This window comes from Alcaligenes sp. GW821-FHT11D07 (genome assembly GCF_058808495.1).
On sequence record NZ_JBXART010000001.1, the window covers coordinates 1248920 to 1270767 of the forward strand.

The window sequence follows — 21848 nt, forward strand, 5'->3', positions numbered from 1 at the left end:
GACTGGCCTACACCTGACAGGCAGAACTTACTGTTGCTGACCGATGCGGTACAAGCGCTCCAGCGGGGTTTTGGACTCAGGGCCAAACCACTGGTCGTAAATAGCCTGGGCCTTGCCTTGGGCTTCCAGTTCCAGCAAGGTTTCGTCCACAAAGGATTTCAGTGCGGTTTCGCCTTTAGGAATACCAATGCCAATCAAGTCCTCGGAAATGCTGAATGCCGGTATTTCATAGTTTTCTTTGTCCGGCACATTAGCCAACAAACCGATCAGCTTGGGGCCATCCTGGGTGATTGCCTGGACATTGCCATTGCGCAAAGCGGTAAAGGCAAATGGCGTATCGTCATACGCTACCAGCTTGGCTTGTGGATACTTTTCACGCAGGACGATCTCGTTGACCGTTCCTTTGTCTACCCCAATGCGCAGGGAATTCAACTGCTCGGGAGAAGACAGCACGCCCTTTTTAGCCAAGAACTGCTGGCCTGACGCGAAATATGGAATGCTGAAATCAACCTGTTTGGCGCGCTCTTCCGTAATGGTGAAGTTCGCCAATACCAGATCTACTTTATTGGACGTTAACAGTGGCACGCGGTTGGCCGGATTAGTCGGCAAGACTTCCAGTTTGACGCCCAGCTTATCGGCCAGCGCCTGTGCGAAATCCACATCCAGGCCTGTGATCTGTCGGGATTTCTGATCCACGAAGCCAAAAGGTGGGTTGCTGTCAAAAGACGCTACTTTCAATACACCCTCTTTCTTGATGTCATCCAGACGATCAGCCTGGGCCACTCCAGCCACCAACGCCAGGGTAAGGGTGGCGGCAATGCTCAAAAACGACTTCATGATAAAAACATCCCGATAAAAAAGGCACGCACGATACATACCGATGTGCCATTCGACCACACCCCCTATGTATTCAAAACGATCAAATCGCCCCTTGCTTATAACTAAAAAAGCTAAGGTTTACAGACCCAGGGATGGTCAAGAGAAAAGCTTAACGACTTCCTCCCCCGTCATTTCCCGCGTCTTATTGGCGAACTGGTAGTTGCCCGGTTTTTCATCAATATAAACCTGCAATTTGAACGGCCAATGTGCGCCCTCTTTAAACAAGCCTGCTGACAGTGAGTAGAATTCGCCACTAAGAAGGCGGTAAAACAAGTGGGTCCCGCAGACTGAACAAAAACTGCGCTCGGCCCACTCCGAAGACTGATAAGAACGAACATGCTCCAGGCCTTCAATGCTAGGGGCGTGATGCCCTTCGACCGACAGGTTAGGCCCGCCAGACCAATTCCGGCACATGCTGCAATGGCACGCACTCAGCGCTGGTTGATCGTGTTGAAAACGGATTGTCACCGCGCCGCAGAGGCATTTCCCCTGAAACGAAACCAGATCCTTTGCCATTTCCGTCGTCCTTAAATAAGTGATGAAAGAATTCTATACCTGGGAATACTGCTGTCCGGGGAAAAGCAATGGCTAATCCCACACTAGGCGCTCTGTAGCGGAGTCACACAAGCACCACTTTCCCGTCAGCAAATAGAACTGCGCTACAGCACGCGGCGCTCGCAGGCGAGACGGGGGTTAATCAGCCATTAGCAATCCCAAGCAGGACGTCCAAGCTTGGAAAATGCACCTTGTGTTCTGCCATTACGCCCCAAGTTAGCAAAAAGGAGTGTGAACACACCTCCTTAACTGACTTTGTATGTACCTATGAAAATGACTAAAAGCGCGATCAACCCTTCTACCGTCTTCAACTCCCTGCAATATGGATTTAGCCAAGGCCTAGTGGTGACAGGAAACCGTCGCGTCATGCTGTCTGGTCAAGTGGGCGTAGACGCCAAGGAACGCACCGTAGACGGCGGTATGCGCGAACAAACTGAAGCAGCACTGGATAACATCGAACACGTTCTGGCTGATGTAGGAGGCACCATTGATCAGGTGATTATGCTGCGTATTTTTATCCGGGATGATGCCAGCTCGCAGCAGGAGCAAGATTCTATTGCTGCTGCGTTGTTAAAGCGTTTCCCCACCAACCCTCCCCCTTCTTCATGGATTCTGATCAGTGGTTTAGCCAAACCAGAATGGCTTATTGAGATCGAAGCGGAGGCGATGCTGGACTAAACGCTGAGCTTTTATGCGTCTGGATTTTTAATCTGTTGTAGGTTTTAAGCGGGTAGACGCCCCTGATGAAACTACAGATAAAGCCACACTAAAACTATTTCTGTGATTATTACTTGAGCCAAGATCTTTAAGACTTGGCTCATTTTTTTGTGTAGATATCCTGCCTGAAACAGTCTTACTTCTTATGGGAAATTAAAAATAAAATCAATTCCAATATTAAAAATTTATAGCAATAAAGCTACGAAGATCTTATCCCAACAGATCACAAAATATAGCAATTTATAGAATTTAAAATTTATCCACTTGATTAGTTATTATAGCCACATTAAATACAAAATCTGAATTAAGAAAAATTTCAATGAAAAACATCTAAACTCACAGAATCCAGACTTTAATAAATTTCTCCCTCTATCTACGAATTACCAGTAATTCATAAAACGTCAACCATAACGATAGATAAAATTATTAAGTCACTACGGACTAACAACCCATTTTTATTTTAATTATCAAAAACTAACGTAGGCAATTAATACTCACCCCTAGATCACACAAGCATCAGCCATTACCTTAGTTACAAATCAAGTCTTTACTTTTAATGACTTATAACGCATAATTATAAAATAATTTCAAAATTATAAAAATTAGCAATTTCGCTGTTCATTAAATTAGTACGCTAAACTGTTTATCTTCACGACGCAACTGGCCTGTCTAGCTTACCTACTGCTCTGAATGATTTACTTGACGAAGCGTCGAAGGCATTAATTATTTATCAAAAGCTCAATCAAGCAAGCCGCAGCCCTCTGCACACCTCTCCATTGCTCGAACCCAAGCATCCGGACGTAGAAAACTCTCAGAGCATTGCCAAACGTATAGTGGCAACACGCCAGACTCTGATACGTCAATTGAAGGATCGCTTTCCAGGCCTACCGTTCTAATACCTTAGCTTCTCGGTATGCGCCACTCTCAAAAAAGCCGCTAAAAGCGGCTTTTTTGTGCTTGATCGCTTCGTAAATCGGGCCGGCTCTATAGATAGACATTCCGCTGCACTCCTCTGGCCAAGAGTCTGCCAAAGCTCAACCCACTTATGCAGCTAAAAACCGCCCTGCCTGTCGCCCTTCATTGCGATTATGCCTCCCCCTTGCCCCACCTTCCACCGCTTTTGCATCACTAAAAGCAAACTCTGTTAAGTCTTACATTGCTTAATTACATCTACTCGATTCTGGAGCTAGCATCCCTGTCAGCTTCCCCCTAGAATAAGGAAAATCAATAAGAGCGAGGCTTAAATGATCACATTAGAGACAGGGCTGTATCTTCGTGTTCAAGAGCTTACAGATGGGCCAAAACCCTATCCGCTCCGAAGCGGATTCAATATGCAAACGGCTTATCGCGCGCTGGGCATGTTCAATCCATCAGAAACCTCAGATGCTTTCTTTATCCTGGCCAATGACAAGGATGAGATCTGGTTTATCTGTAACCGGCACTTGCGGGCTGTGAGTGTGAGCCCCGAACCCAGAGATCTCAGACGTAGTATTGACTCGCTTAAAGCACAAACAGTGCCCAACAGTAGTGCCGTCCAAACCGCGCCTTTAGAATAAAGAGAGTTTTTTAGCTGAAGGCTAAGGCTTTCAGCTTTGGCTTAACACTTATTTTCGGAAAGATAAATTGTTAAGCGTCGATAGCCCGCATTCAGCCGGGCTATGCCATTAACGATGCAGGCGTCAGACGAGAAAAAGCCGAACCCAATGTTTCAAAGGGTCCGGCTTTAGCTGATCAACTCAACGCTTGCCTAGTCAGGCAAGCAGGGGATCAAACGATTTGGATCTGGGTAGCGCAAGGGCCTTTCTGGCCTACGCCTGCAACGAAGGAAACTCGTTGATTCTCTTCAAGAGATTTAAACCCGGAGCCTTGAATTTCACTGTGGTGTGCGAAGAGGTCTTTACCGCCACTCTCCGGCATAATGAAGCCGAAGCCTTTTTCGTTATTGAACCACTTCACAATACCAATTTCTGTTTTCAATGTAAGTCCTAAATATTCAGGGGAAAAATGTCCCTGGACACACTATGGTCGCTATCCGCATATATAGATAGCGCTGTTACAAAGTAATTTTTTACGCCACTGTCCTTTTTACCTATTTTTCCCAACTGAACTTCATAGCTGACCGTCCTGGCGTAACGCTAATTATGAGATACATCGGGACCCGCCCCTCGTCCTATCCGATAAGCGGAGGGTCTGAAAAGGGCTATCTCAGAAAGCCTTATCTATCTGCAGAAAATACACTTATTTAAGTCGGCCAAATGCCAGAGCTCCTCACGGCAGGCGCCATCACAAAGCCCCAAAAAATCCTTCATCTGAAGACGGCGCACAGCCTCTGCTGCTAAGCCACCTAGGAGCCGCAGGAGTTTCAATGAGTACGGGAAGGCATCACCAAAATGTAGATATGCTGCTTTAGCGTTTCAACCAGGCGCGTTATGACGCTCGATGACGACAGCCCATCTCTGATGGCCCTATACCTTGGTGATTGAACGCCTTGGACTTCTTGGAACATTAGAGCCTCGGAGCTTTGAAGTATTGGAATATTGGGGGCTTGGGGGCTTGGGGGCTTGGGGGCTTGGGGGCTTGGAGCCAAGCATAGCTGAGCGGTCGGATACCCTGCTGCAATCACGCAGTCAGGCAAGGCAAGGATAAACACTAAGGCATAAAGCGCGAAGAGCTAACCCTTTATCCTCTTTACACCTTTTCAAAAACCGCGTTGAGATGCCGTTTTAACCAAAGACAGGGAAGACGAAGCTTGAGCATGAGGGCAAGGACCATGCGCTAGTAGCGCGCATGCTTAGCCGGCCTCTCTTGAACAGATACAGCCGACTAGGCAAGTACAAAGAGCTTAAGGGGGTAGCCGTAGCCCGCGACACACAGGCCCAAGGCAAAGATCGCTGCTGGAGACCCCGCATAGCGGCTGCCAAGTCCATGTAAAGGTTCATCCAGGCATACATCATAGACAGCCAGAACCACGATGCTTTGCCTAGAGCAGCGCTTTGGCGATATAAGCGCTGCATGACAACAACGGTCTTCAAGAGGCCTCAATTGAAACTAGCTATTTGTACCTACGCTAGAACAGAGGAGGCAAAGGACCGGCTCAACCAAAAATATGCTGACCTGAGAGCAACCTGGACACAACCCCAAACCCTCCCATCAGAAACAGAGACAGCAAGAAGAGATAAACCAAGCCAATAAAAAAGCCCAGGCGCCTTCCATCACTCACCTTGGTTTCTATCAATGAATCACAAACAGAGTAATAGAAATAGCTCAACCTATTGATAATGAAGAACATAAGCATGAAAGACAGGCTAAATCCATAATTAATAAGTGAGAAATTTTCAAACTTATTCAGAAACCCATCCCATGCAAAAATAGCAGCGAGAGAAATCAATAGAAAGCATAGGAGAAAACCAATCATCGAAACCGGCCTTAATACCGGTTTTCTGAACCTGGTCGCAGGCTTAACAAGCATCTACAAAACCCCATAATTTCAAACAGTTAAGCCATTTCTACAGTATAAAAAACCTGTCTATATCCGGCCTTAAAAATAATCAGCAATCCTGCCAAGGCAAATTTCCAACTTCACTGTAGCGACCGTTAGATGTAGTCACGCTGATGCAAGTCTGCTTGGCTTCATTTTTCCAAATCGTTGTCAGGCCCTTAGTTTTCGCTGGGACATAGCCAGAGTTCATCAAGCGCATCTCCCCACCCGCTGCGCGCGCCCCCTTTAAATCTTCAATCTTGAACTGCTGTTGCACTGCTGGCTCATTGCGACTGCTTTGAGGCCCTTGCTTGGATTCAATCGTCACCACTCCGTTGCTCTCAGTGATGAGCGCCTCGTCAGCTTCAATGTCCGTGTTTTTTCCTGAAATCACAACATTTCCCGTCGCTCGCAAACTAGACGGCTGGAGCGTTTCGATTGCATCTGCCCTAACCGTAAAAGAGCCAATACGAGCATCTACAGGCTGACTCACAGCCACTGCAGAAACAGACATTGCGGCACCAGCCAAAAACGTAGTCACAATTTTGTTCATTACCAACCCTTAAAAAAACAGCGCTCGTATTCGAGTCTTCTTGTGCTTGGGAGGAAATTTGAGATCCCAGGCCCAAGCGACTAGTACAGAGCGCTTATGAAGCCTAGACAGAAGGTGAAGAATCTCGAGCCCCATCTGCTCCCACAGTGTGCCCTATGCAAGCCAGGCCCGGGCACCTTGTTCGTTACCCAACGCTTCAACCCGCACGCAGGGCGAAGCGGTGCTTAGGGAGATATCACAGGCGAAACAGCCAGAAGGAAGTGTGATGAGGACGCTGGACTGAGTGGAGACAACGTAGACCGGTCCATCCTCAGAATGAGTTGAGCCGCAGCCTAAAAAGAGGATCACAAGTCATGGGGAGGGAGTAGGAACAGGAAGTTGGACTCATAGGCCACCTTAAAAGCTACTCGCCATGCACGAGTTTGAACCCTGAGGCGTTATCTAATTCAGCGCGACGCTCGAGCCAGAGGCTGGCCCGCTACAACCATTTCAACTATAAAAAAAAGCGGCCTAGAATGCTCCAAGGCCACCTTTGCTTTAATGAACTAAACCCCTACTTATCTACCGCGGGCTGCGCCTCGACCTACGGGCCTACGACCTTGCACGGATTTTGAATTCTTGAAACCTGCATTCGCGTTTTGACCAGGCCAGCGCGACTGCGTCTGCTTTTGAACAGGCTTTGCCGGCTCAGGAGTCACAACCACCTGTTCTTCCTCTTTCTTTTCCATATGTACCTCATCGTCAATCATGGCACTAACGAAGATGTAGTGCCCAACCCCCACAGCATAGGACACATAGCAAGATAAAGCGTCTTTATCCCCGCTTAGGGCCCTCCAAACAAGGATAAAAGCCTTATAAAGGCTCCGACAAGGTCGGAAACTGTAGTTCAGCAGAAGCGCAGCAACAGCGCTTGGTCAACTAAGAACCATGCCCCTCCAGTTTGAGCTGCAGGCGGAATCTATAATTTGTGCGGGAAATGGCAAGCTGAGACCAACCGGCGGCAAGCGAGTCTGCTCTTACGAGAATGCCTCGCAGAGTGCTCCTGAGTTAGAGATAGGCGCATCACTGTGCTCGCCAAGCAGCAACTCAGCCCACCAGGACTCTTTAACTTCAACCCGGCCCGCGTCTGAGCAGTCGAGAGATACAAGCTGTTAACAGAAGAGGCATCACATAGTCAGGCCAGAGTGAATCCGACATTTCTGATACGCGCCTGCCCTTGCTAACTAGGGGCGCGCGGCAGCTCGTATGCCTGACTATGTGATCAGAAATTGCTGAGGAAAGGCCCCCTTATTTACTCCTCAACAACCGGAGCTGCGGGAGCCCCTTTTTTCACAGATTCAATACTTTGCTGCGCGCTCTGTTTGCTGGTGTAGCCCTCTGAGCTGACACAAATAATATTTCCATTTGCGGCTTTAAAGCGCCACCGCCATTCGCCACCTTTGTCTTTGTAAAGCACAAATTTCATGATGACCCTCTATAGGTATGAGCGCACGTCGCGCCAACCCTATCCTAGGGCTGAGCCGAATCAACAGAAATTGGGGTTTACCTGAAAGTGAGGTATGTCCGCACCACGCGGCGGCTTCTCTACTGCACCACTGGCCAAACTATTGCGGCGATACAACTTGCAGAAGTCATGGAGGTCTAGATTCTGTCTAAAGCCGTCCTCGCACCAATCAGCGGCCCGCTTAAGTATTCCGTTCATGCCTACGCTGAAATAGTCTAGGCGCTCCGGATGATCGACCAGCTCAACGTTGGACAGATCAGAGTCACGCCACAAACGCTTTTCATGCAAAGGCGACTGATGAGCCGCTGGCTTCCTCACCTCTGGCATACGGGTAGCACCTGACAAGCCACATGCCAGCCTGAGAGCGTACAGGGCCAAGGCTCGTATGGTGATAGCGGGCAGCGTACGCGAAAAGGCCGAACCCGATGTTTCAAAGGGTTCGGCCTTCACTGATCAACGCAACGCTCGCCTAGTTAGGCAAGCAGGGGATCAAACTTTTTGGATCTGGGTAGCGCAAGGGCCTTTTTGACCCTCGCCTGCAACGAAAGAAACTCGTTCGTTCTCTTCAAGAGATTTGAACCCGGAGCCCTGAATTTCACTGTGATGTGCGAAGAGGTCTTTACCGCCACTTTCCGGAGCGATGAAGCCGAAGCCTTTTTCGTTATTGAACCACTTCACGATACCAAATTCTGTTTTCAATGTATGTCCTAATTATTCTAGGGAAAAATCTCCCTGAGCGAACTATGACTGTTATTTGCCCATATAGATAGCACCGTTACAAAGTAATCAACCAAACCACATCCAAACTTAGCCCTTCCAGCTGCAGCAACCCCGCCCCCTTAACCATTTTTCAATATCAAAACCGCCCATGTAAAGGGCGGCGGGAGTGCTGCGATAAGAGGGCAATAGAACTCCAGAACCTGCCAACACCGAGTTGCGCGCGCAAGTCATGACGGCGGAGGATGCAAGCTAACCCGCTGTACGTGAACATCGCCTGGACCTTGCAATCGACTCCTCAAGCAGTCAGTCATAAATGCTGTGACAAACATCGCGGCCATCGGAATCATCCTAAACCCAGCCAAGCTGCAAGCGTATCTAGTCCCACGAGACGGCAAGATCTGCCTCGACATCAGCTAGATGGGGCTGATGGATCTGGCTATGTCCACGGGGTCAATCCTTTGGGTCCAAGCCGAACATGTTTACGAGCAGGACGCCTTTGCTCTGAACGGCTTTGATAAGCCTCCCACCAGCACAACCCGTTTTCAAAGGAGCGTGGGTCAATAGTTGGAGTGTATGTCGTCGTCAAAACGGCCGATGGCGACTATCTGACCGACTGCATGAATAAGGACGAGATTGACTCAATCATGAATCGCTGCCAGTAGGTGAAGTCAGGCAAACCACCCCCATGGCAAACCGATTATGGCGAGATGACTAAAAAGACGGTAGTGAGGCGGGCCTATAAATATCGGCCCAAGACAGACCGCTTGGACAAAGCCATCCACCACGTAAACACAGACATCGATGAAGGCTTGGCGCAGCTTGGAACGCTGGGCAACAAAAAAGCCCCAAAGCATTGATCTTTGGGGCTTTTCTTGGCACAGCTTGAAGCTGTGTGCATGTATTCTGGTAGGCAGTACTGGAACGGGGGTGTTTTGTTAGGGTGTTGATATGCTTGGGCTTCCGCTTTCTCGGCTGGAACCTATACCCCCATCCATGCCCCCAAAAGTGAAAGTGCTACTACAAGGAGCGTATGACTCCCGTACGGATTAAGCTCCGACACATTTCCGACAGCCCGCCCTAGAGCGGTTTTTTTTGCGTCTGGAAAATGGTTAACTCACCCAGCATGCACCATTAAAGCCCTGGCAGGTGCCAACCTGCCGCCAGCAATTAACCAGAATGTGCGCGCTTGCCGAGATTTTTCTTGCTGCGGGTATGCGCACCACGTTCCTGGCTAACACGTCGTCCCCGGAATTTCGTGCTGAGGTTCACGCCCTTGGGAGTGGCAGGAGGAGGAGTACGCTTACGGTCGGCTTCAGTAAAAATTTTGGTGCCCATGGAAATCTCTCCAGTTTGGTTAACTTGCGCTTATGTCGCGTTCGCTCGGTTTAATCCTGGCAGCAGGAGTCATCACGGATAACCTGTCATCTCATCTAGAGCATAACAGGCATAGCAGTTCTGTATTATTTTAACAATAGAACACCAAGTCATTTTGACTGCTTCTGTTGCTATAATCGGCTAAAAACACACCTTAGGTCGCGGATTGCTATTTGTCTCTATTGGCGAGCCGCCGGAAAACAGTAACTTAAAATCAGTAAGCGGTTTTACTGTGAAGAGATCTAATGGACAAGTACTCAAGCGCAGCCTACCGGTCTTTCAAGGCTTTTATTGGAGAGCTAACAGCTGTTGCAGCAGGGATGTACGTTGGCATCCAGGAAGCCATACCCATCATAAAAGAGAGTAAAGATAGCGACCCTTGGAAAGTTGCCGCTAAGAAGCATGGGATCATAGTTGACGGACTAATTTCGGAGGACGTTATTAATAGCTCCGTGCGACTAAACTTGGTCAGCCTCTATAGCGGCTTTGATTTATTCATGGTTGACATTCGTACTGCTTTTAACAACGTTCAAGGACGCGAATGGACTCAACACGATGGGGACTCTCCGTTTACCGCGTTAGGACGTAATACGAAGCCTACAGTTGATGCGCACATCGAGCGGTTAGGAGCACATCGCATTGCTGCAATGGACCATTATCGGCTTATACGGAATGCTATCGCGCATCCAAGCCCAAAGGCTCTGTACGCATCCGAGGTATTTTTTAGAGAGAATGAGAAACTGCTGAAGGAAGTTCGTAGCGAATACGGGATGAGAACGGCTCCAAACGAAATTCATGACCTCACGTTCCACGACATAAAGCTGCTTGCTCGCATTGCCCTCGACATTACAAAAGCTATTGATGAATTACTAGATCCAGGAGACCTAAGATTCCAAGAACTATTGTCTAATCGCCCTGTTAACAAAATGAAGTCTACAGAGCGCAGATTCAACGCATCGATCGGTTGGCTTAAGACAGAATATGGCTTGAATGAAGAGAGAGCAAGGAGTATAGTCAGTCAAGCGGGGATCTGACTCAGTGGCTGAATGGTACAGTGACCTCCTTCACAAGCGTCTTTCGCTGGGTGCTTGTGAAGAGGTAGATGCCGGTTCGAATCCGGCCTGAGTCACCATTATTTTATAAATTAAGCAGTCAAGTTAAAACACATCCCTCTCATCTGAGTATTGGCGGTTGAGTCCGGACGACAAGAATGGGCCAAAACGGTCAGCAACAAGCATCGGCTTTCAGTCAATAGTTGATGCTCGCAAAGCAACTAAACGCTTACTAGATACAGCTTCTTATTGCTTGCATAGTCGCTCCCAAATATCAGCCTCTGTTTCTACATAGCGTAGTACTCTGACCGGCGTGACGTCTATCTCGGCATCAGAGCGCCACTGAAACGGCCGTTGGGCGGCAGAGCAGTAGCTACCGCCCCTCTGGGTCCCGCATCCGCTGACGAGCGCGACCACGCACAGCATCATCATCCAGACGCTCAATCTTTTCAGACGCATCACGTCCTACCTCCACTGCGGCCATATCCGCCTTTGTTTGTTTCTGTTCTGCTTCGTGGTGCCCCTCTTGCCGCCCGGCCCGCTTGGCCGTGAGCCAGCCGGCGACAAGAGCCAGCAGGCCCAGCAAATAGGGCCACGTCTTACCAATAATGACTTCGATCATTCGCCCTCCCACTGAAACTGCGACTGGCGCCCACGCTCCAACTTGGCCAACACCTTGGCTGCAGCCTCGGCTTTTGTGATCTTGCCGTCCCTATTCAAATCCAAACCCGCATTCTGTCGGTAAGTCGTGGGTCGGCTAGTCTTATCCCATAGCGTCCAGTCGTCAGGTTTACCAATGCCAGCTGGCCATAGGATCGCCATATAGACATCGGCCAGTGTCTTGAGTCGGCCTTTATAGGGCATGAAATACGCCAATACCCATTCAAGTTGCTGCTCGGCCGTCAACCCCGCCAGTGCCGCCGTGGTCGTTCCCAGGCCCTTGGCAGTGTTCGGCATAAACTGAATCAGACCCGTTGCTCCGCTACCGGCGGCGTTCTTGATCGAAGGACTGAAGGTTTCTGCCGACTCAAACGCCATGCACGCCATCAGATAGTCTGGCTCCACGCCTAGAATCTGGCAGGTCTCGAACAGGCGGTCACGGAACGCCTGGGACACTTTTCGTCCCCAAGCGAGCTGGCGCAGCGGCTTGGTCTCAACCGGAGTGGGTACAGGCTCCGTTTTCTGCGGACGAAAAAAAAGGGCCAGCAGGCCCGAGATCAAACTCAACAACGACTTCATTCTGTTTTCCCTCCAATCGCGCCTTCGCGCAGTTCCGCCATAACTTCGAGCAGATCGGCCTTACGACGCTTATCAAAAAAGTTAAAAGCCCAGCGCACCATGGCCCAGCCTGGCAACCCACATGCGAACGCCAAACCAAGCATGGCCACCAGACCCACTGGGTTGTTTGCCCAGTGATGCAGCTCATACTGCTGAATCACAGCGGCACCGCCCGAGATCGAAGCCACCACAGTACTGATCACCCCCACAATCCATTCCGATTGCGTGCGCGGCCTCAAAATGCACATCACCACCAGCGTTGCCAGCCCTGCGCCAATGGCACCCATCCCCGCAATCCCTCCCATAGCCTTCCAGACGGCCAGTCCAACAGCCGATGTCCCCGTGCTTGTCGGTTCCAAGTCCTTCCCCTTGTGTAATACGGTCGGCATGGCTGTCTCCCGTGAAGCGCTGCAAAAGCAGCAGACGTAAAAAAGGCCGCTTAGGCGACCGGGTATTCCCACACTATTTGATCGACACCGGGTTTGTCTGGAGCCAACTGAACCTGCGCGGCCAGTGACGCGTTGTGCTGCATCAGGCTCAAAATCCGAACCTTGGCCTCTCGCCCAACTTGCTGGATCTGCTGCGCCGTATGTTGTCGCATAGCCCACTGCTCAAGAAGGTCTGCACACCAAAACGGCGTAGACCAACTCTCTCCCTGGTCAGGCAAGAGAGAATCCGCAACGCTGCCAGCCAGATTCAACTGGTCGGTTTCTTTGCTTGGATAGAGATGGGGCTCCCCCAATGCGCTGGACTCAAACCCTGACGTAATAGCAGAGCGACATGCCGCCGACAGTTCAGCGATCTTGGCATTCTTGTGCGCCTGCAGCTGTGTAGCCGCTGTGCGCAGCTTGTTGGTATCAATCTTGATGTTCATGTTCTAGCTCATTAACGGGTGTTGCGACGGGCGCCGCATCAGGCTCAGGCTCTAAAATTGGCAATGAGGTTGGTGGAGTCTGAGCAGGCAGAGTAACAACACCGTCTTGACTGATAATCACTGGCTCCGGGAAACATGCAGCTGGATCAGTCTGGCCTGCATCAATCTGAAACAGCAGCCCGTCAATCAAAACCCCAGATTCATCACGCTCAATCGTAGCGCTCGCCAGTAATGGGTGGTCGATAGAACCTGATGGCAAAGAGTCCCCAGGCTCCATAAAAGAAAGGTCCAAAGCCTCCGCATTCAGAAAAAGAATTTCCCCCTGACGCTCAACTAGTAACGGCTTTACTTCGCCGAAGGGAACCTGCGGACTCAGCTTCAAAGTAATAGTCACGCCTTCCACCTCCCGATAGCAATACAACCAAAATTAGCCCATCTATCATTTTCAGGGGAATTCGTGAACTTCCTAAAAGTGACAGAACCATTTTTTACTTCCAATACAGGCGCAGTAGCGTACCCTCCGTTATCGCCCATACCGCTGGCGGTAACAATCGGCATGTCAAAAAAAGCAATCGGGAAATTCCAACCCCAACCATTCCACACCGTGTCTCGGAAATCTCGATTACCAAAACAGATCTGCGTTCCATCTGCAAATTTCACCCATCGGCCATTTGTATTTTGCCCAGAATCCAAAACAGACCCGGTGGCTACATCCCCGACCATGTTTTGACTGTCTACAACCCGCCGCGCACTTAGCCAGCTACCCGCTGGGTTTGCCGCTGTATGCAAATGGCCATTGATTGTGTCAATGAATAGCAATGCACTCCTGGTAGAGCTAGACGCAATATTTAGGCCTACGCACCAATTTGGCAATGTCGTCCCTGGTATTACGGGTTTGTTTGAACTTCCCCAGCCAAGCAATTGGCTAATGCCTCGGTCATAGCCTGCATTGGTAACTGTTGGTGCCCATCCGCCCAAACCGTAGTCGCCTATCGCTAGGGCCAGCTTGAAATCGCTGTATGTGCCTGCATTCCGGCCACGCCACGCAAGTTTTCCGCTACCGCTTACAACTATTTGCGCTCCTGCGGTCCCGGCCATACGGTGTATGACGATCCCCTGACGGTCAGCGGCCAGCCCGCCAAAGGGAAGGCCCGACACATCACCTATTGTTGACGGGTAGTAATACAGCCCAGAACCCACACCAGCGGCGTTTAGATTCGCTGCTGGGAACGTGTCCAATGTAGGATCTGCGCCGGATCGACCGATACCAAACTGGCCCACAGTGGCAATTTCTTTCCACCCGCGATCAACGCCGTTATTAATGTTTTTGTAAAAAAGGCTATTCCCACCGGGCGAGCCGTAAAGGTACGTCGCATAGGTACTTGACCATCCAAATTTGATATATGAATCTCCCGAATGTGGGGTGGGCTTACCTGCATCTCCAGTGCCCGATCTGTAGAAACCGTTAGTAGTGTTTTTGATGATTTCAGTATTACCAGCATAAGCACTGGCCACCCCATATCCCCACATGCCCGTTTTAAGTAACTTGCCAGCGGTAGCGTCCGTATCGCTGGCCGGTAGCATGGTGTTTGGAATGGCCTTAGAGATCTGATCCGCAGCCGCAGAGTATTTTTGAATCAGCTCAGTTAGCTTCTTAGCTGCGTCAAGTGAGTGGCCATCAATTGGCATTACCCGGTACGGCCTGCCGGTGCCGGTAGCGCTGGCATATGCAGGCTTGATCGTGAGCTGGGTTTGCGAAGGGATATTGATGATCTGGTACAGCTTTTCATCCGGGCCAACAAACGAATCGCCTACCAAACACTGATCCTGAAATTTCGTGTTGACGCCCACCACGTTGGCGTTATTAAGGGTTACGTTTACCGTCCCCTGGTCGTACCACACTGTCATGGCTGGCCTCCTTTAACTGGATCTTCCATGTACTGCGTTGACTTGGATAAAGTGCCGTCCTGCTGCTGCGCCAATTCATCTTTTTGATGCCTGTTGATAGTCTCAATCGTGTTTACATAGATCCCACGGATTAGCTCAGGCGTCAGAACGCTGCCTAAGTTGTTCTGCAGAATATCTAGGAAATCTTGTGCAAATGTTTTCTTCATCATGAATTATTTAAGCCATTCAGGATTCATAGAACTGAGTTAAGAGCCAGTTACCCATAGGGTATTGGAAGCCTGGTTGTATTAATAATGTATAGATAAGTGGTTACTGTATTTTGGTGCCAGTAGGGCAAGTCACCCCACCCGGCAGAGTCCATGTTTATCTCCACATAGTGAACCTTGGCTGTTTGACCATCTACCCACACAGCATCCCTTAACCAAGCTCCACCGGCACCGTACAGAGGAACAGTGCATTGCCTATATGAAGACAGTCCAGCCGCAAAAGTATCTACAGGGCGGGGGACATTAATCGTAAATGCCGGTGTATCCTGCCCCACAATCTGAGGAGAGTCCCAAGGTATGCTGTGAACAGACAATATATCCATCAGGTTCCACGATGAATCAAATACCAAGTCATGGGGTGGCGTTTCCCTGTAAAGCTGTAGTCCTGTCGCAGCTCTCTCGGGTGGCAACCAGTCGTCAAAGATATAGTAGGCAACTGGATTCTTGAGTGGTATGTTCCACCACTTCTTGAAAACCAAATCAGTATCGCCATTTCTCCTTAAGAGGATCGGCGTGACTCTCGATCCAGCCTCCACGGACCTAAAAAATATGAGCGGAGAATTCAATTTCCCTACGTAAATAGTGGGCGTAAATTCATTATTGTTAGAACCCTCACTCCAGATAAAATTGAAAGAATCATTGGTCAGCCACCCAGATTTACGAAGTGTCATAGGCCTTTCAATATTTGACATCTGCAATGTGTTGAAAGAGTTGAGAACCTCAAGACCGCTCATCAGAAAATCCCGTAAGTAACGATACACCCCCCCCATATGTGGGCCTCTGTTCCAGTTGATCCAACCTGATTAACAGCGTCATATTTTGCGACTATCGTATTCCCCTCCATCCAAACATCGGGATGAGTTGCTTGCCAGTGACTCAGCCAGTGCGGACTTGACCAAATACCGTTATCCTCACCGCCGTTCATTATTCCCAGGGTGCTGTCCGATGTGCATAGCCAAAAAGGAGTACCAAGCGAAAACCTTGGATCTGTCGCCCTACGTTCCAAAAAAAGCGGCGGCGAAGATCCTGGATTTGATGCCACCCCAGGGAGAACGAGCCTTCCCAAAACCCTTGTGTATCTAGACGTAACGTCGAGGTCCAATGCGCCGTTTTTAAATGTCTGTAATCCAGTTGTCATTTTTAAAAAATCCCCAAACGCAACACAAGCTGGTTATTCGCGTTAAACACCTGGAGCAACTGATTATTCAAAGTCATTCGCCCACCCCCTGATTGTGGTGAATTCATCTTTATTTCACCCGTTCTAAAGTTCATGCTAAGAACAGGCTGCCCATCTGGACCACGGGCATCTGACTCTAGCCAATCAGTGAACATGGCGGTGTTAATCGTTGCCTTACCAATAAATGCGCTATTCATAATCACCTCACCGTTTTGAATTACAAAAACAGCCCTGGGCGTCCCCCCCGGTGCGTGCATGACAGCGAATCGATCAGCAATTACGTTAAAGCTGGACTGAGTAACGCCGCTTTCGTTCGTCAGATCCAGCCCCACACCGGCCACGTATCGGACGCCGTTATCATCAGCCTGTAGCTTCACCGCCCAAGCTGCGCGAAACTTCCCATCTACCTTGGCCACAGCCTGTAATGCTTCTTCAACGGAAACGGCCAGCCCAACAAGACTCACTTCCAATTGGGTGGTCAGATTGGCCAATACAGTATCTTGATCCACAACTACCTGCCCAAGCTGCGTAATTCGGCCATTCATTTTTAGCGTTTCGTCTTTTACCTCGGAAATATCTTGCTTGGCTCCGTCCAGGCCCAAGGCGTTGTTTATCGCAGCCTCGGCTTCCTCCTGGCGCTTGCGGCGTACTGATGCATTTACCTGCCATCCGATTTGCGCGTCAGCCTTAACTTCATCAACTTCCGTTTTCAACGTGCTGACAGCTTGAGCTGTGGCGTTAACCCCAGTCGTTGGGTTATTAACAGTACCCTCAAGCTGCGTTATCGCCTGACCTTGGCTTGTAATCTTTCCGTCATGGTCGGTAACTTTGGTGCTTAGAGACTGAACGGCTGTGGCATTTGCCTGGGTCTGCACATCTATGTCGGTGATGTTGGGTTGCCATTCCATAGCCGGTATTACTGAACCCTTGTAGAGCGTGGCCCAGTGAATAACCGCTTCACCTGCCTGCGCCCCAGGCGATGGTACGTAATAGAATCGCAGCTCTTTGGGAAGCGTGTTACCGGCGTTCTTCTTGAACTTGATAACTTGCACGCCTCTGGTGGCGTTTTTTTGAAGCTCCCCCACCTTTTGCGAGCTTCCGCCAACCCAAACACCGATTGTTGACGCTGTATCTCCGCTTTCTGGTTTGTGGGTATAGCAGACCACAAGGGTGTAATCCTTTGTGGGCTCGAAATTTTCGGATAGGGAATACTTGCCCCAATAATAGATTGGGGTAGACCGCACCAACTCCACATTTGAATCGAGAAGCAGGTTACCTGAAGGCGCCGTCAATGCACCCAGTTCAGCCCCTAGCTGCGTGAGGCTCTGACTCTGACTCGAAATGCTCCCTTCAGCCTGTTCAACACGCGTCGTCAACGCATTAACGGCTGTCGCATCCGCTTTCCGGTTGGCCGTCGCCTGGGCAGCATCCGCCGCCTCTTTTGCTGCAACGGCCGCTGCAGCCGCATCGGTGGCTGCCTTATCCGTCACCGCCACCCAGGCACTGCCATTCCAGCGCTTTGGAGTGTTGGCGTTGCTCTTGGTGTCAATCCACAGGTTCTGAGCCAAGCGCTTAGCGGCAGGCGGAGCCGTAGCACTAAAGATCACCTCCCCTTTAGCACCTGCCGCATCGGCTGCCGTCGCCGCTGCCTGCTGAGCTGCCACGGCCTTAGCATCGGCACTGCTTACGCTCGTTTTTAGTTGGGTGATGCTGGTCGCCTGGGCATCGAGCTTACCCTCAGCAGTCTGCACTCGTGTGCTGAGTTGGCTAACCGCCGTCGCCAAACCACGTTGAGCCTCGTCCAGTCCGTCGACTTTACTGGATAAAGTAGTGGTAGCTTCAGACAACGCCAGCAGGCCAGACTCCAGTTGGCCAACCCGAGTGCGCATTGACTGAACAGCAGAGCCCAGAGCTCCCAAACCCGTATTCGGGTCATTGACTTGGCCAGCAACCGTGTTGATCTGTTCAGCATTGGCCCGAATCTTCCCTTCAGCATCGTCAACCCGGCTGATCGTCTCCTGCGACTGTACGGCCAGGGCGGCCAGGCCGTCCGTGATCGAAGCGTAATCCCCGATCAGCTCCCAGTGCTCGGTGCTGGCAATGGGCGTGCCGGCCGGCACATCAATTTTGGCGCGGTACATCTTGCCATCGGCAAAAACCACGGCTCCCTTGGCATAGGCAGCGGAAGGGCTCCATTCGTTCGCATTGAGCAGCTCCGCAACCTGGTCATTCACTTCATCAACACGTTGATTCAGCTCGCCCAGCTCAAGCGTCAGGTCCCCGACCGCATCCTTGATACTCGGAATCTCGCGAATGTTGCCCATCAGGAGCCCGCCAAGTCCGCCTTCAACAATCTCTTGGGTGATGAGGTCGTTATAATCGCCAGCCACCTGGCTGGGCGTACCCCTAACCCCAGAACCAGACTCTGACGGATACCATGGACCGAGGGTGCCGTTCTTATCGATCAGACGAGCCCAGAAAAAGTGCTGCGTCGTGACCGCCAGCCCTACCTGCTCAAATGAGTCTGTAGGGTAAGCAAAGCCGCCTGCAGCGCGAGATTCATTAAAGTCTGGCGTCGAGCTATAACGAATCTCAGTCCGTTCAATAATATTTGGCCCAGAGGGAAACCCCCACTGCACACGAACCCCCCAAGGGATTGAGGCCGTGGCCAAGTGCGTGACCGGCAGCGGCGCTGACACATCCCCATTCAGTTGCGTCAGCGCGGACGTGACCCATAAGCTCGACACGTCCAATACGTTAATGGCGCGCACGCGCACAACGTACCCGCCGGCGTAGATGTTAGGCACCTCTACGCTAGTCGAGCCGGCCCTGGGCATGCTCACCCACTCAGAATTATCGCGGCGCCACTGCACCTCATAGGCCACGGCATTGGCAGCCGCATCCCAAGAGAAGACGGCATTGTGCCGGGCCTGTCCTTGCGCCAAAACGTGGTACGAGGTAATCACCACATTGGCTGGCAGACCCTGCACTGGAGGCGGCACCACGCTGATGGGTGGCGTCTCAACTCGGGTTTCGTAGTCAATAGCCGCATGTTTGCCGTCTACGTACTGCAGCGCTGTGATGGTGTGCTGTAGCCCATCGCCCTCGCTAACAGTCAAAACACGATACTTCTGCGTCGCCAGATCAGGCGAACTGATCGACCAAGCCGACTCTGCCTGCGGGGTTTGACTAAATGGCGGGTCCACAAAGAGAGTTTCGGCCAGCCCATTCGGCCCCTGCACGGTTGATACCAGTCGGCTCTGCGATACGCCACTGGGCAGCACCACGGTCAAGCGGTCGCCGGTAGACACGATCGCAGGCGCATCCAGTGTCACGGCATCGGCGGTGGCCGATTGGATCAACCCGCCAATCCGACGCCCGGCCAGATGAGCATCCGCAACTTCGATCACCTGTCCAGGCTGGGCGAGCGTGCCTGCTAGGCCCACCGCAAACGTCACGCTTTCGGTTTCCATTCGCGACGTAAACAGTGCGCTGCGCCCGATACGTTGCGCTTGGCCCTGCGACGTACAACCGAAGGCGGTCAGTTCAACTTGGCGCACGCCGTAACGAGCGATACCCTCGGGGTCCTCAACCACCTCCACCTTGGCCCGGCCCATGTCCGTCTCGTCGTTCCAGGACACAAGAGCGACGGTGTAGCGGGTTTTCAGGCCTGAGCCAGTGTAATTAAACTGCCCATCCACTACGTTGGCGTTCGAGTAGGTATAGACAGCATCGCGAGGCATATCAGCTACGGCCAGCACCGAACCATGGGCGTAGTAGGCCAAGCCGCGAAAGACGGAAGCCAGATCTTGCAGCACCTTCCAGGCTTCGGCCTTCTCCTGCAGATACACGTTGCACGAAAAACGCGGCTCGGTACCACCTTTGCCATCTGGAACCAGCTCATCACAGTACCGGGCAATCTGATACAGCGCCCAGCGGTCAACCCAGCCGGCGGGCAGCAGCCGGCCTAAGCCGTCGCAGGCGTTCGTAGCGAGATCGTAAAACACCCAGGCAGGGTTATCCGTCCACGACATTTTAAACGTGCCATCCCAAGTACCCGAATAGGTGCGCGTCCAAGCGTCGTAATTGCTGGGCACGCGCACGACGCGCAGGTACAAGTGATAGGCGCGCGTCGGGATCGACTGAAACTGCTTGGCATTGACTCGAATCCCCACGCAGGCAGACATGGGTCGGCTCAGCTTAGCATCTGTCACCTCCGTGATGGAGTCCACATAGGTCACATCACTGATAGTGGAGTTACTACTGCTGGGCGTGATCCGACGTACGCGTACGGACCAGCCAGTGCTCGCGCGCGGCAGGTCGATGCGGTGCGAGCGGGAATACTGCTGGGTGGTTTTGCCATCAAACGCGGCACGCAGCACCTCGGCAAAGGCCGAACCATCGGTGGACAGCTCGATCACGTATTCGACGCGGTAGCCGGTAATGTCGCCAGTCTCCGTCGATTGCTGTTTCAGGCCGCGCACGGACAGCCCAACGCGAACGCCGGAAATGTGAACATTCTGAATGGCCCGAGTAAAAGGTTGATCCGAGCGCAGTTCGACATTCACAGCGGTAGTGGACTCAGCCGCCGGAAAGCCTGGAATGTAGCGCTGGTCCTGAGTGCCAGCGCGAAACTCCAGCTGCACATCCTGAAAGTTCAGGCTGCCATCATCGTTCTGTATAGGCGTGTTGTCCAGATAGACCGAACGCAACGGGTCCGCCTGGTCGACAAACCCATGAATGGGCCCGGCGCTAACCAAATCAATCACAGACGCATAGGCGATGGAATGCAGATTGTCCTGGTCCTCGGTAGGCGTGCGCGTGGACCCGCCACCGCCCTTCCCGCCCTTGTACCCCTGGATGCTGTAGCCACCAGATACAGAAACGGCGCCCTCTGGCGCCGCAATGTTGTAGTCGAGAAGCCGCATTACATCTGATCCTCTGAGTAAATTCCTGCCGACACCACGGCGCTACCAACGATTTTTTTGCCGTAGCCGAGCGGCACGGGGTTGCCCTGGGCGGTCGTATTCACTGGGCCGTTGAAGTTGTAACTCGCGCCGTTCTCAGGTCGGTCGGCCGTGCTCAGGCCCTGCTGAGTGGGGGCCATCATCTGGAACACGCCACCGATTGCCATGCCGGCACCTGCAGCCAAGACGCCCATTGCTATAGCAGTTGACCAGCCTAACGGGTTCCACCAGGCCACGGCCACCAGCGCCACTCCAAGGACGGTCTGGAACAACCCACCACGCTTAGCACCACGAATAACCGGTGCAATCCTAATCTCGTCCTGACCAGCGGGCGCATGCAGGGTTTCCTCGTTGATGTTGGTCTTGGCCAAGAAGCATGCATAGGACACGCCCCGATCGCCCGAGGTCATCATTTCCCGCTCAAACCCGGGAAACAGCACACACAGCGCACGGATAGCCTCCGCTACCGAGTTCACGGCCAGACGGTGTACGCGCCCGAAACGAGCGCCTAACTTCCCGTATAGGCGCACAGTGCGCAGCTCGTCA

At 51.6% G+C, this 21848-nt stretch carries 22 protein-coding genes and 1 tRNA gene; 5 read left to right on the forward strand and 18 right to left on the reverse strand.

Translation table 11 applies throughout. The annotated features are described in order from the left end of the window. Window positions 1-27: 27 nt before the first annotated feature. Both AC1RSM_RS05700 and AC1RSM_RS05705 read right to left on the reverse strand, forming a co-directional pair. On the reverse strand, window positions 28-837 hold the full coding sequence (locus tag AC1RSM_RS05700) for an ABC transporter substrate-binding protein (RefSeq protein ID WP_492930320.1): 810 nt from the start codon (window positions 835-837) through the stop codon (window positions 28-30). 138 nt (window positions 838-975) lie between these two features. Further along, on the reverse strand, window positions 976-1395 hold the full coding sequence (locus AC1RSM_RS05705) for a GFA family protein (RefSeq protein ID WP_492930322.1): 420 nt from the start codon (window positions 1393-1395) through the stop codon (window positions 976-978). 312 nt (window positions 1396-1707) lie between these two features. Between AC1RSM_RS05705 and AC1RSM_RS05710 the strand changes: the two genes are divergently transcribed. Next, window positions 1708-2112, forward strand: coding sequence for a RidA family protein (locus tag AC1RSM_RS05710; RefSeq protein WP_492931471.1), 405 nt, complete (start codon window positions 1708-1710; stop codon window positions 2110-2112). Between the two features lie 1283 nt (window positions 2113-3395). Continuing rightward, on the forward strand, window positions 3396-3707 hold the full coding sequence (locus tag AC1RSM_RS05715) for a hypothetical protein (protein ID WP_492930324.1): 312 nt from the start codon (window positions 3396-3398) through the stop codon (window positions 3705-3707). Window positions 3708-3918: 211 nt separating this feature from the next. Here AC1RSM_RS05715 and AC1RSM_RS05720 read toward each other — a convergent pair whose 3' ends face one another. The 5 genes from AC1RSM_RS05720 to AC1RSM_RS05740 all read right to left on the reverse strand — a co-directional run bounded on the left by AC1RSM_RS05720 (window position 3919) and on the right by AC1RSM_RS05740 (window position 8385). Beyond that, window positions 3919-4128, reverse strand: a complete 210-nt coding sequence (locus AC1RSM_RS05720) for a cold-shock protein (RefSeq protein ID WP_009461560.1) — start codon at window positions 4126-4128, stop codon at window positions 3919-3921. Between the two features lie 1571 nt (window positions 4129-5699). Continuing rightward, on the reverse strand, window positions 5700-6182 hold the full coding sequence (locus tag AC1RSM_RS05725; RefSeq protein ID WP_492930326.1) for a hypothetical protein: 483 nt from the start codon (window positions 6180-6182) through the stop codon (window positions 5700-5702). A gap of 1291 nt (window positions 6183-7473) precedes the next feature. Continuing rightward, on the reverse strand, window positions 7474-7647 hold the full coding sequence (locus AC1RSM_RS05730) for a YegP family protein (protein ID WP_492930328.1): 174 nt from the start codon (window positions 7645-7647) through the stop codon (window positions 7474-7476). A 60-nt stretch (window positions 7648-7707) separates the two neighbouring features. Then, complete coding sequence (locus AC1RSM_RS05735; protein ID WP_492930330.1) at window positions 7708-8136, reverse strand: hypothetical protein; 429 nt, start codon at window positions 8134-8136, stop codon at window positions 7708-7710. A gap of 39 nt (window positions 8137-8175) precedes the next feature. Next, complete coding sequence (locus AC1RSM_RS05740; RefSeq protein ID WP_492930332.1) at window positions 8176-8385, reverse strand: cold-shock protein; 210 nt, start codon at window positions 8383-8385, stop codon at window positions 8176-8178. Between the two features lie 728 nt (window positions 8386-9113). Here AC1RSM_RS05740 and AC1RSM_RS05745 point away from each other — a divergent pair. Next, the gene (locus AC1RSM_RS05745; RefSeq protein ID WP_492930334.1) at window positions 9114-9263 is read left to right on the forward strand and encodes a hypothetical protein; all 150 of its coding nucleotides are present in this window, start codon (window positions 9114-9116) and stop codon (window positions 9261-9263) included. A gap of 310 nt (window positions 9264-9573) precedes the next feature. On the opposite strand, the gene AC1RSM_RS05750 is transcribed toward AC1RSM_RS05745, so the two are convergent. Continuing rightward, entirely contained in the window at window positions 9574-9741 is a 168-nt protein-coding gene (locus AC1RSM_RS05750) for a hypothetical protein (RefSeq protein ID WP_492930336.1), read from the reverse strand. A 284-nt stretch (window positions 9742-10025) separates the two neighbouring features. Here AC1RSM_RS05750 and AC1RSM_RS05755 point away from each other — a divergent pair, with 284 nt between their 5' ends. Then, window positions 10026-10814, forward strand: a complete 789-nt coding sequence (locus AC1RSM_RS05755; RefSeq protein ID WP_492930338.1) for a hypothetical protein — start codon at window positions 10026-10028, stop codon at window positions 10812-10814. After that, window positions 10813-10912, forward strand: a tRNA-OTHER gene (locus AC1RSM_RS05760). The genes AC1RSM_RS05755 and AC1RSM_RS05760 overlap by 2 nt, the downstream gene beginning before the upstream one ends. A 293-nt stretch (window positions 10913-11205) precedes the next feature. Here the strand turns inward: AC1RSM_RS05760 and AC1RSM_RS05765 are convergent. From AC1RSM_RS05765 to AC1RSM_RS05810, 10 genes are all read right to left on the reverse strand, one after another. Continuing rightward, window positions 11206-11454 (reverse strand): hypothetical protein, encoded by a 249-nt coding sequence (locus tag AC1RSM_RS05765; protein WP_492930340.1) that lies wholly within the window; start codon window positions 11452-11454, stop codon window positions 11206-11208. After that, window positions 11451-12071, reverse strand: coding sequence for a transglycosylase SLT domain-containing protein (locus AC1RSM_RS05770; protein ID WP_492930342.1), 621 nt, complete (start codon window positions 12069-12071; stop codon window positions 11451-11453). The genes AC1RSM_RS05765 and AC1RSM_RS05770 overlap by 4 nt, the downstream gene beginning before the upstream one ends. Continuing rightward, the gene (locus AC1RSM_RS05775) at window positions 12068-12499 is read right to left on the reverse strand and encodes a hypothetical protein (protein ID WP_492930344.1); all 432 of its coding nucleotides are present in this window, start codon (window positions 12497-12499) and stop codon (window positions 12068-12070) included. Before AC1RSM_RS05775 ends, AC1RSM_RS05770 begins: the two co-directional genes overlap by 4 nt. Window positions 12500-12549: 50 nt before the next feature. Beyond that, a complete protein-coding gene (locus tag AC1RSM_RS05780; RefSeq protein WP_492930345.1) occupies window positions 12550-12984 on the reverse strand; it encodes a DUF4376 domain-containing protein in 435 nt (144 codons plus the stop codon). After that, window positions 12968-13378 (reverse strand): hypothetical protein, encoded by a 411-nt coding sequence (locus tag AC1RSM_RS05785; RefSeq protein WP_492930347.1) that lies wholly within the window; start codon window positions 13376-13378, stop codon window positions 12968-12970. The genes AC1RSM_RS05780 and AC1RSM_RS05785 overlap by 17 nt, the downstream gene beginning before the upstream one ends. Next, window positions 13375-14892 carry a hypothetical protein gene (locus AC1RSM_RS05790; protein ID WP_492930349.1) on the reverse strand — a complete coding sequence of 506 codons (1518 nt, stop codon included), beginning with the start codon at window positions 14890-14892 and terminating at the stop codon, window positions 13375-13377. Before AC1RSM_RS05790 ends, AC1RSM_RS05785 begins: the two co-directional genes overlap by 4 nt. Beyond that, window positions 14889-15101, reverse strand: coding sequence for a hypothetical protein (locus AC1RSM_RS05795; RefSeq protein ID WP_492930351.1), 213 nt, complete (start codon window positions 15099-15101; stop codon window positions 14889-14891). Before AC1RSM_RS05795 ends, AC1RSM_RS05790 begins: the two co-directional genes overlap by 4 nt. A 47-nt stretch (window positions 15102-15148) precedes the next feature. Continuing rightward, on the reverse strand, window positions 15149-15892 hold the full coding sequence (locus tag AC1RSM_RS05800) for a hypothetical protein (RefSeq protein ID WP_492930353.1): 744 nt from the start codon (window positions 15890-15892) through the stop codon (window positions 15149-15151). A 406-nt stretch (window positions 15893-16298) separates the two neighbouring features. Continuing rightward, a complete protein-coding gene (locus AC1RSM_RS05805) occupies window positions 16299-21263 on the reverse strand; it encodes a TipJ family phage tail tip protein (protein ID WP_492930355.1) in 4965 nt (1654 codons plus the stop codon). Then, window positions 21263-21841, reverse strand: a complete 579-nt coding sequence (locus tag AC1RSM_RS05810) for a tail assembly protein (protein WP_492931473.1) — start codon at window positions 21839-21841, stop codon at window positions 21263-21265. The genes AC1RSM_RS05805 and AC1RSM_RS05810 overlap by 1 nt, the downstream gene beginning before the upstream one ends. Window positions 21842-21848: the final 7 nt, after the last annotated feature.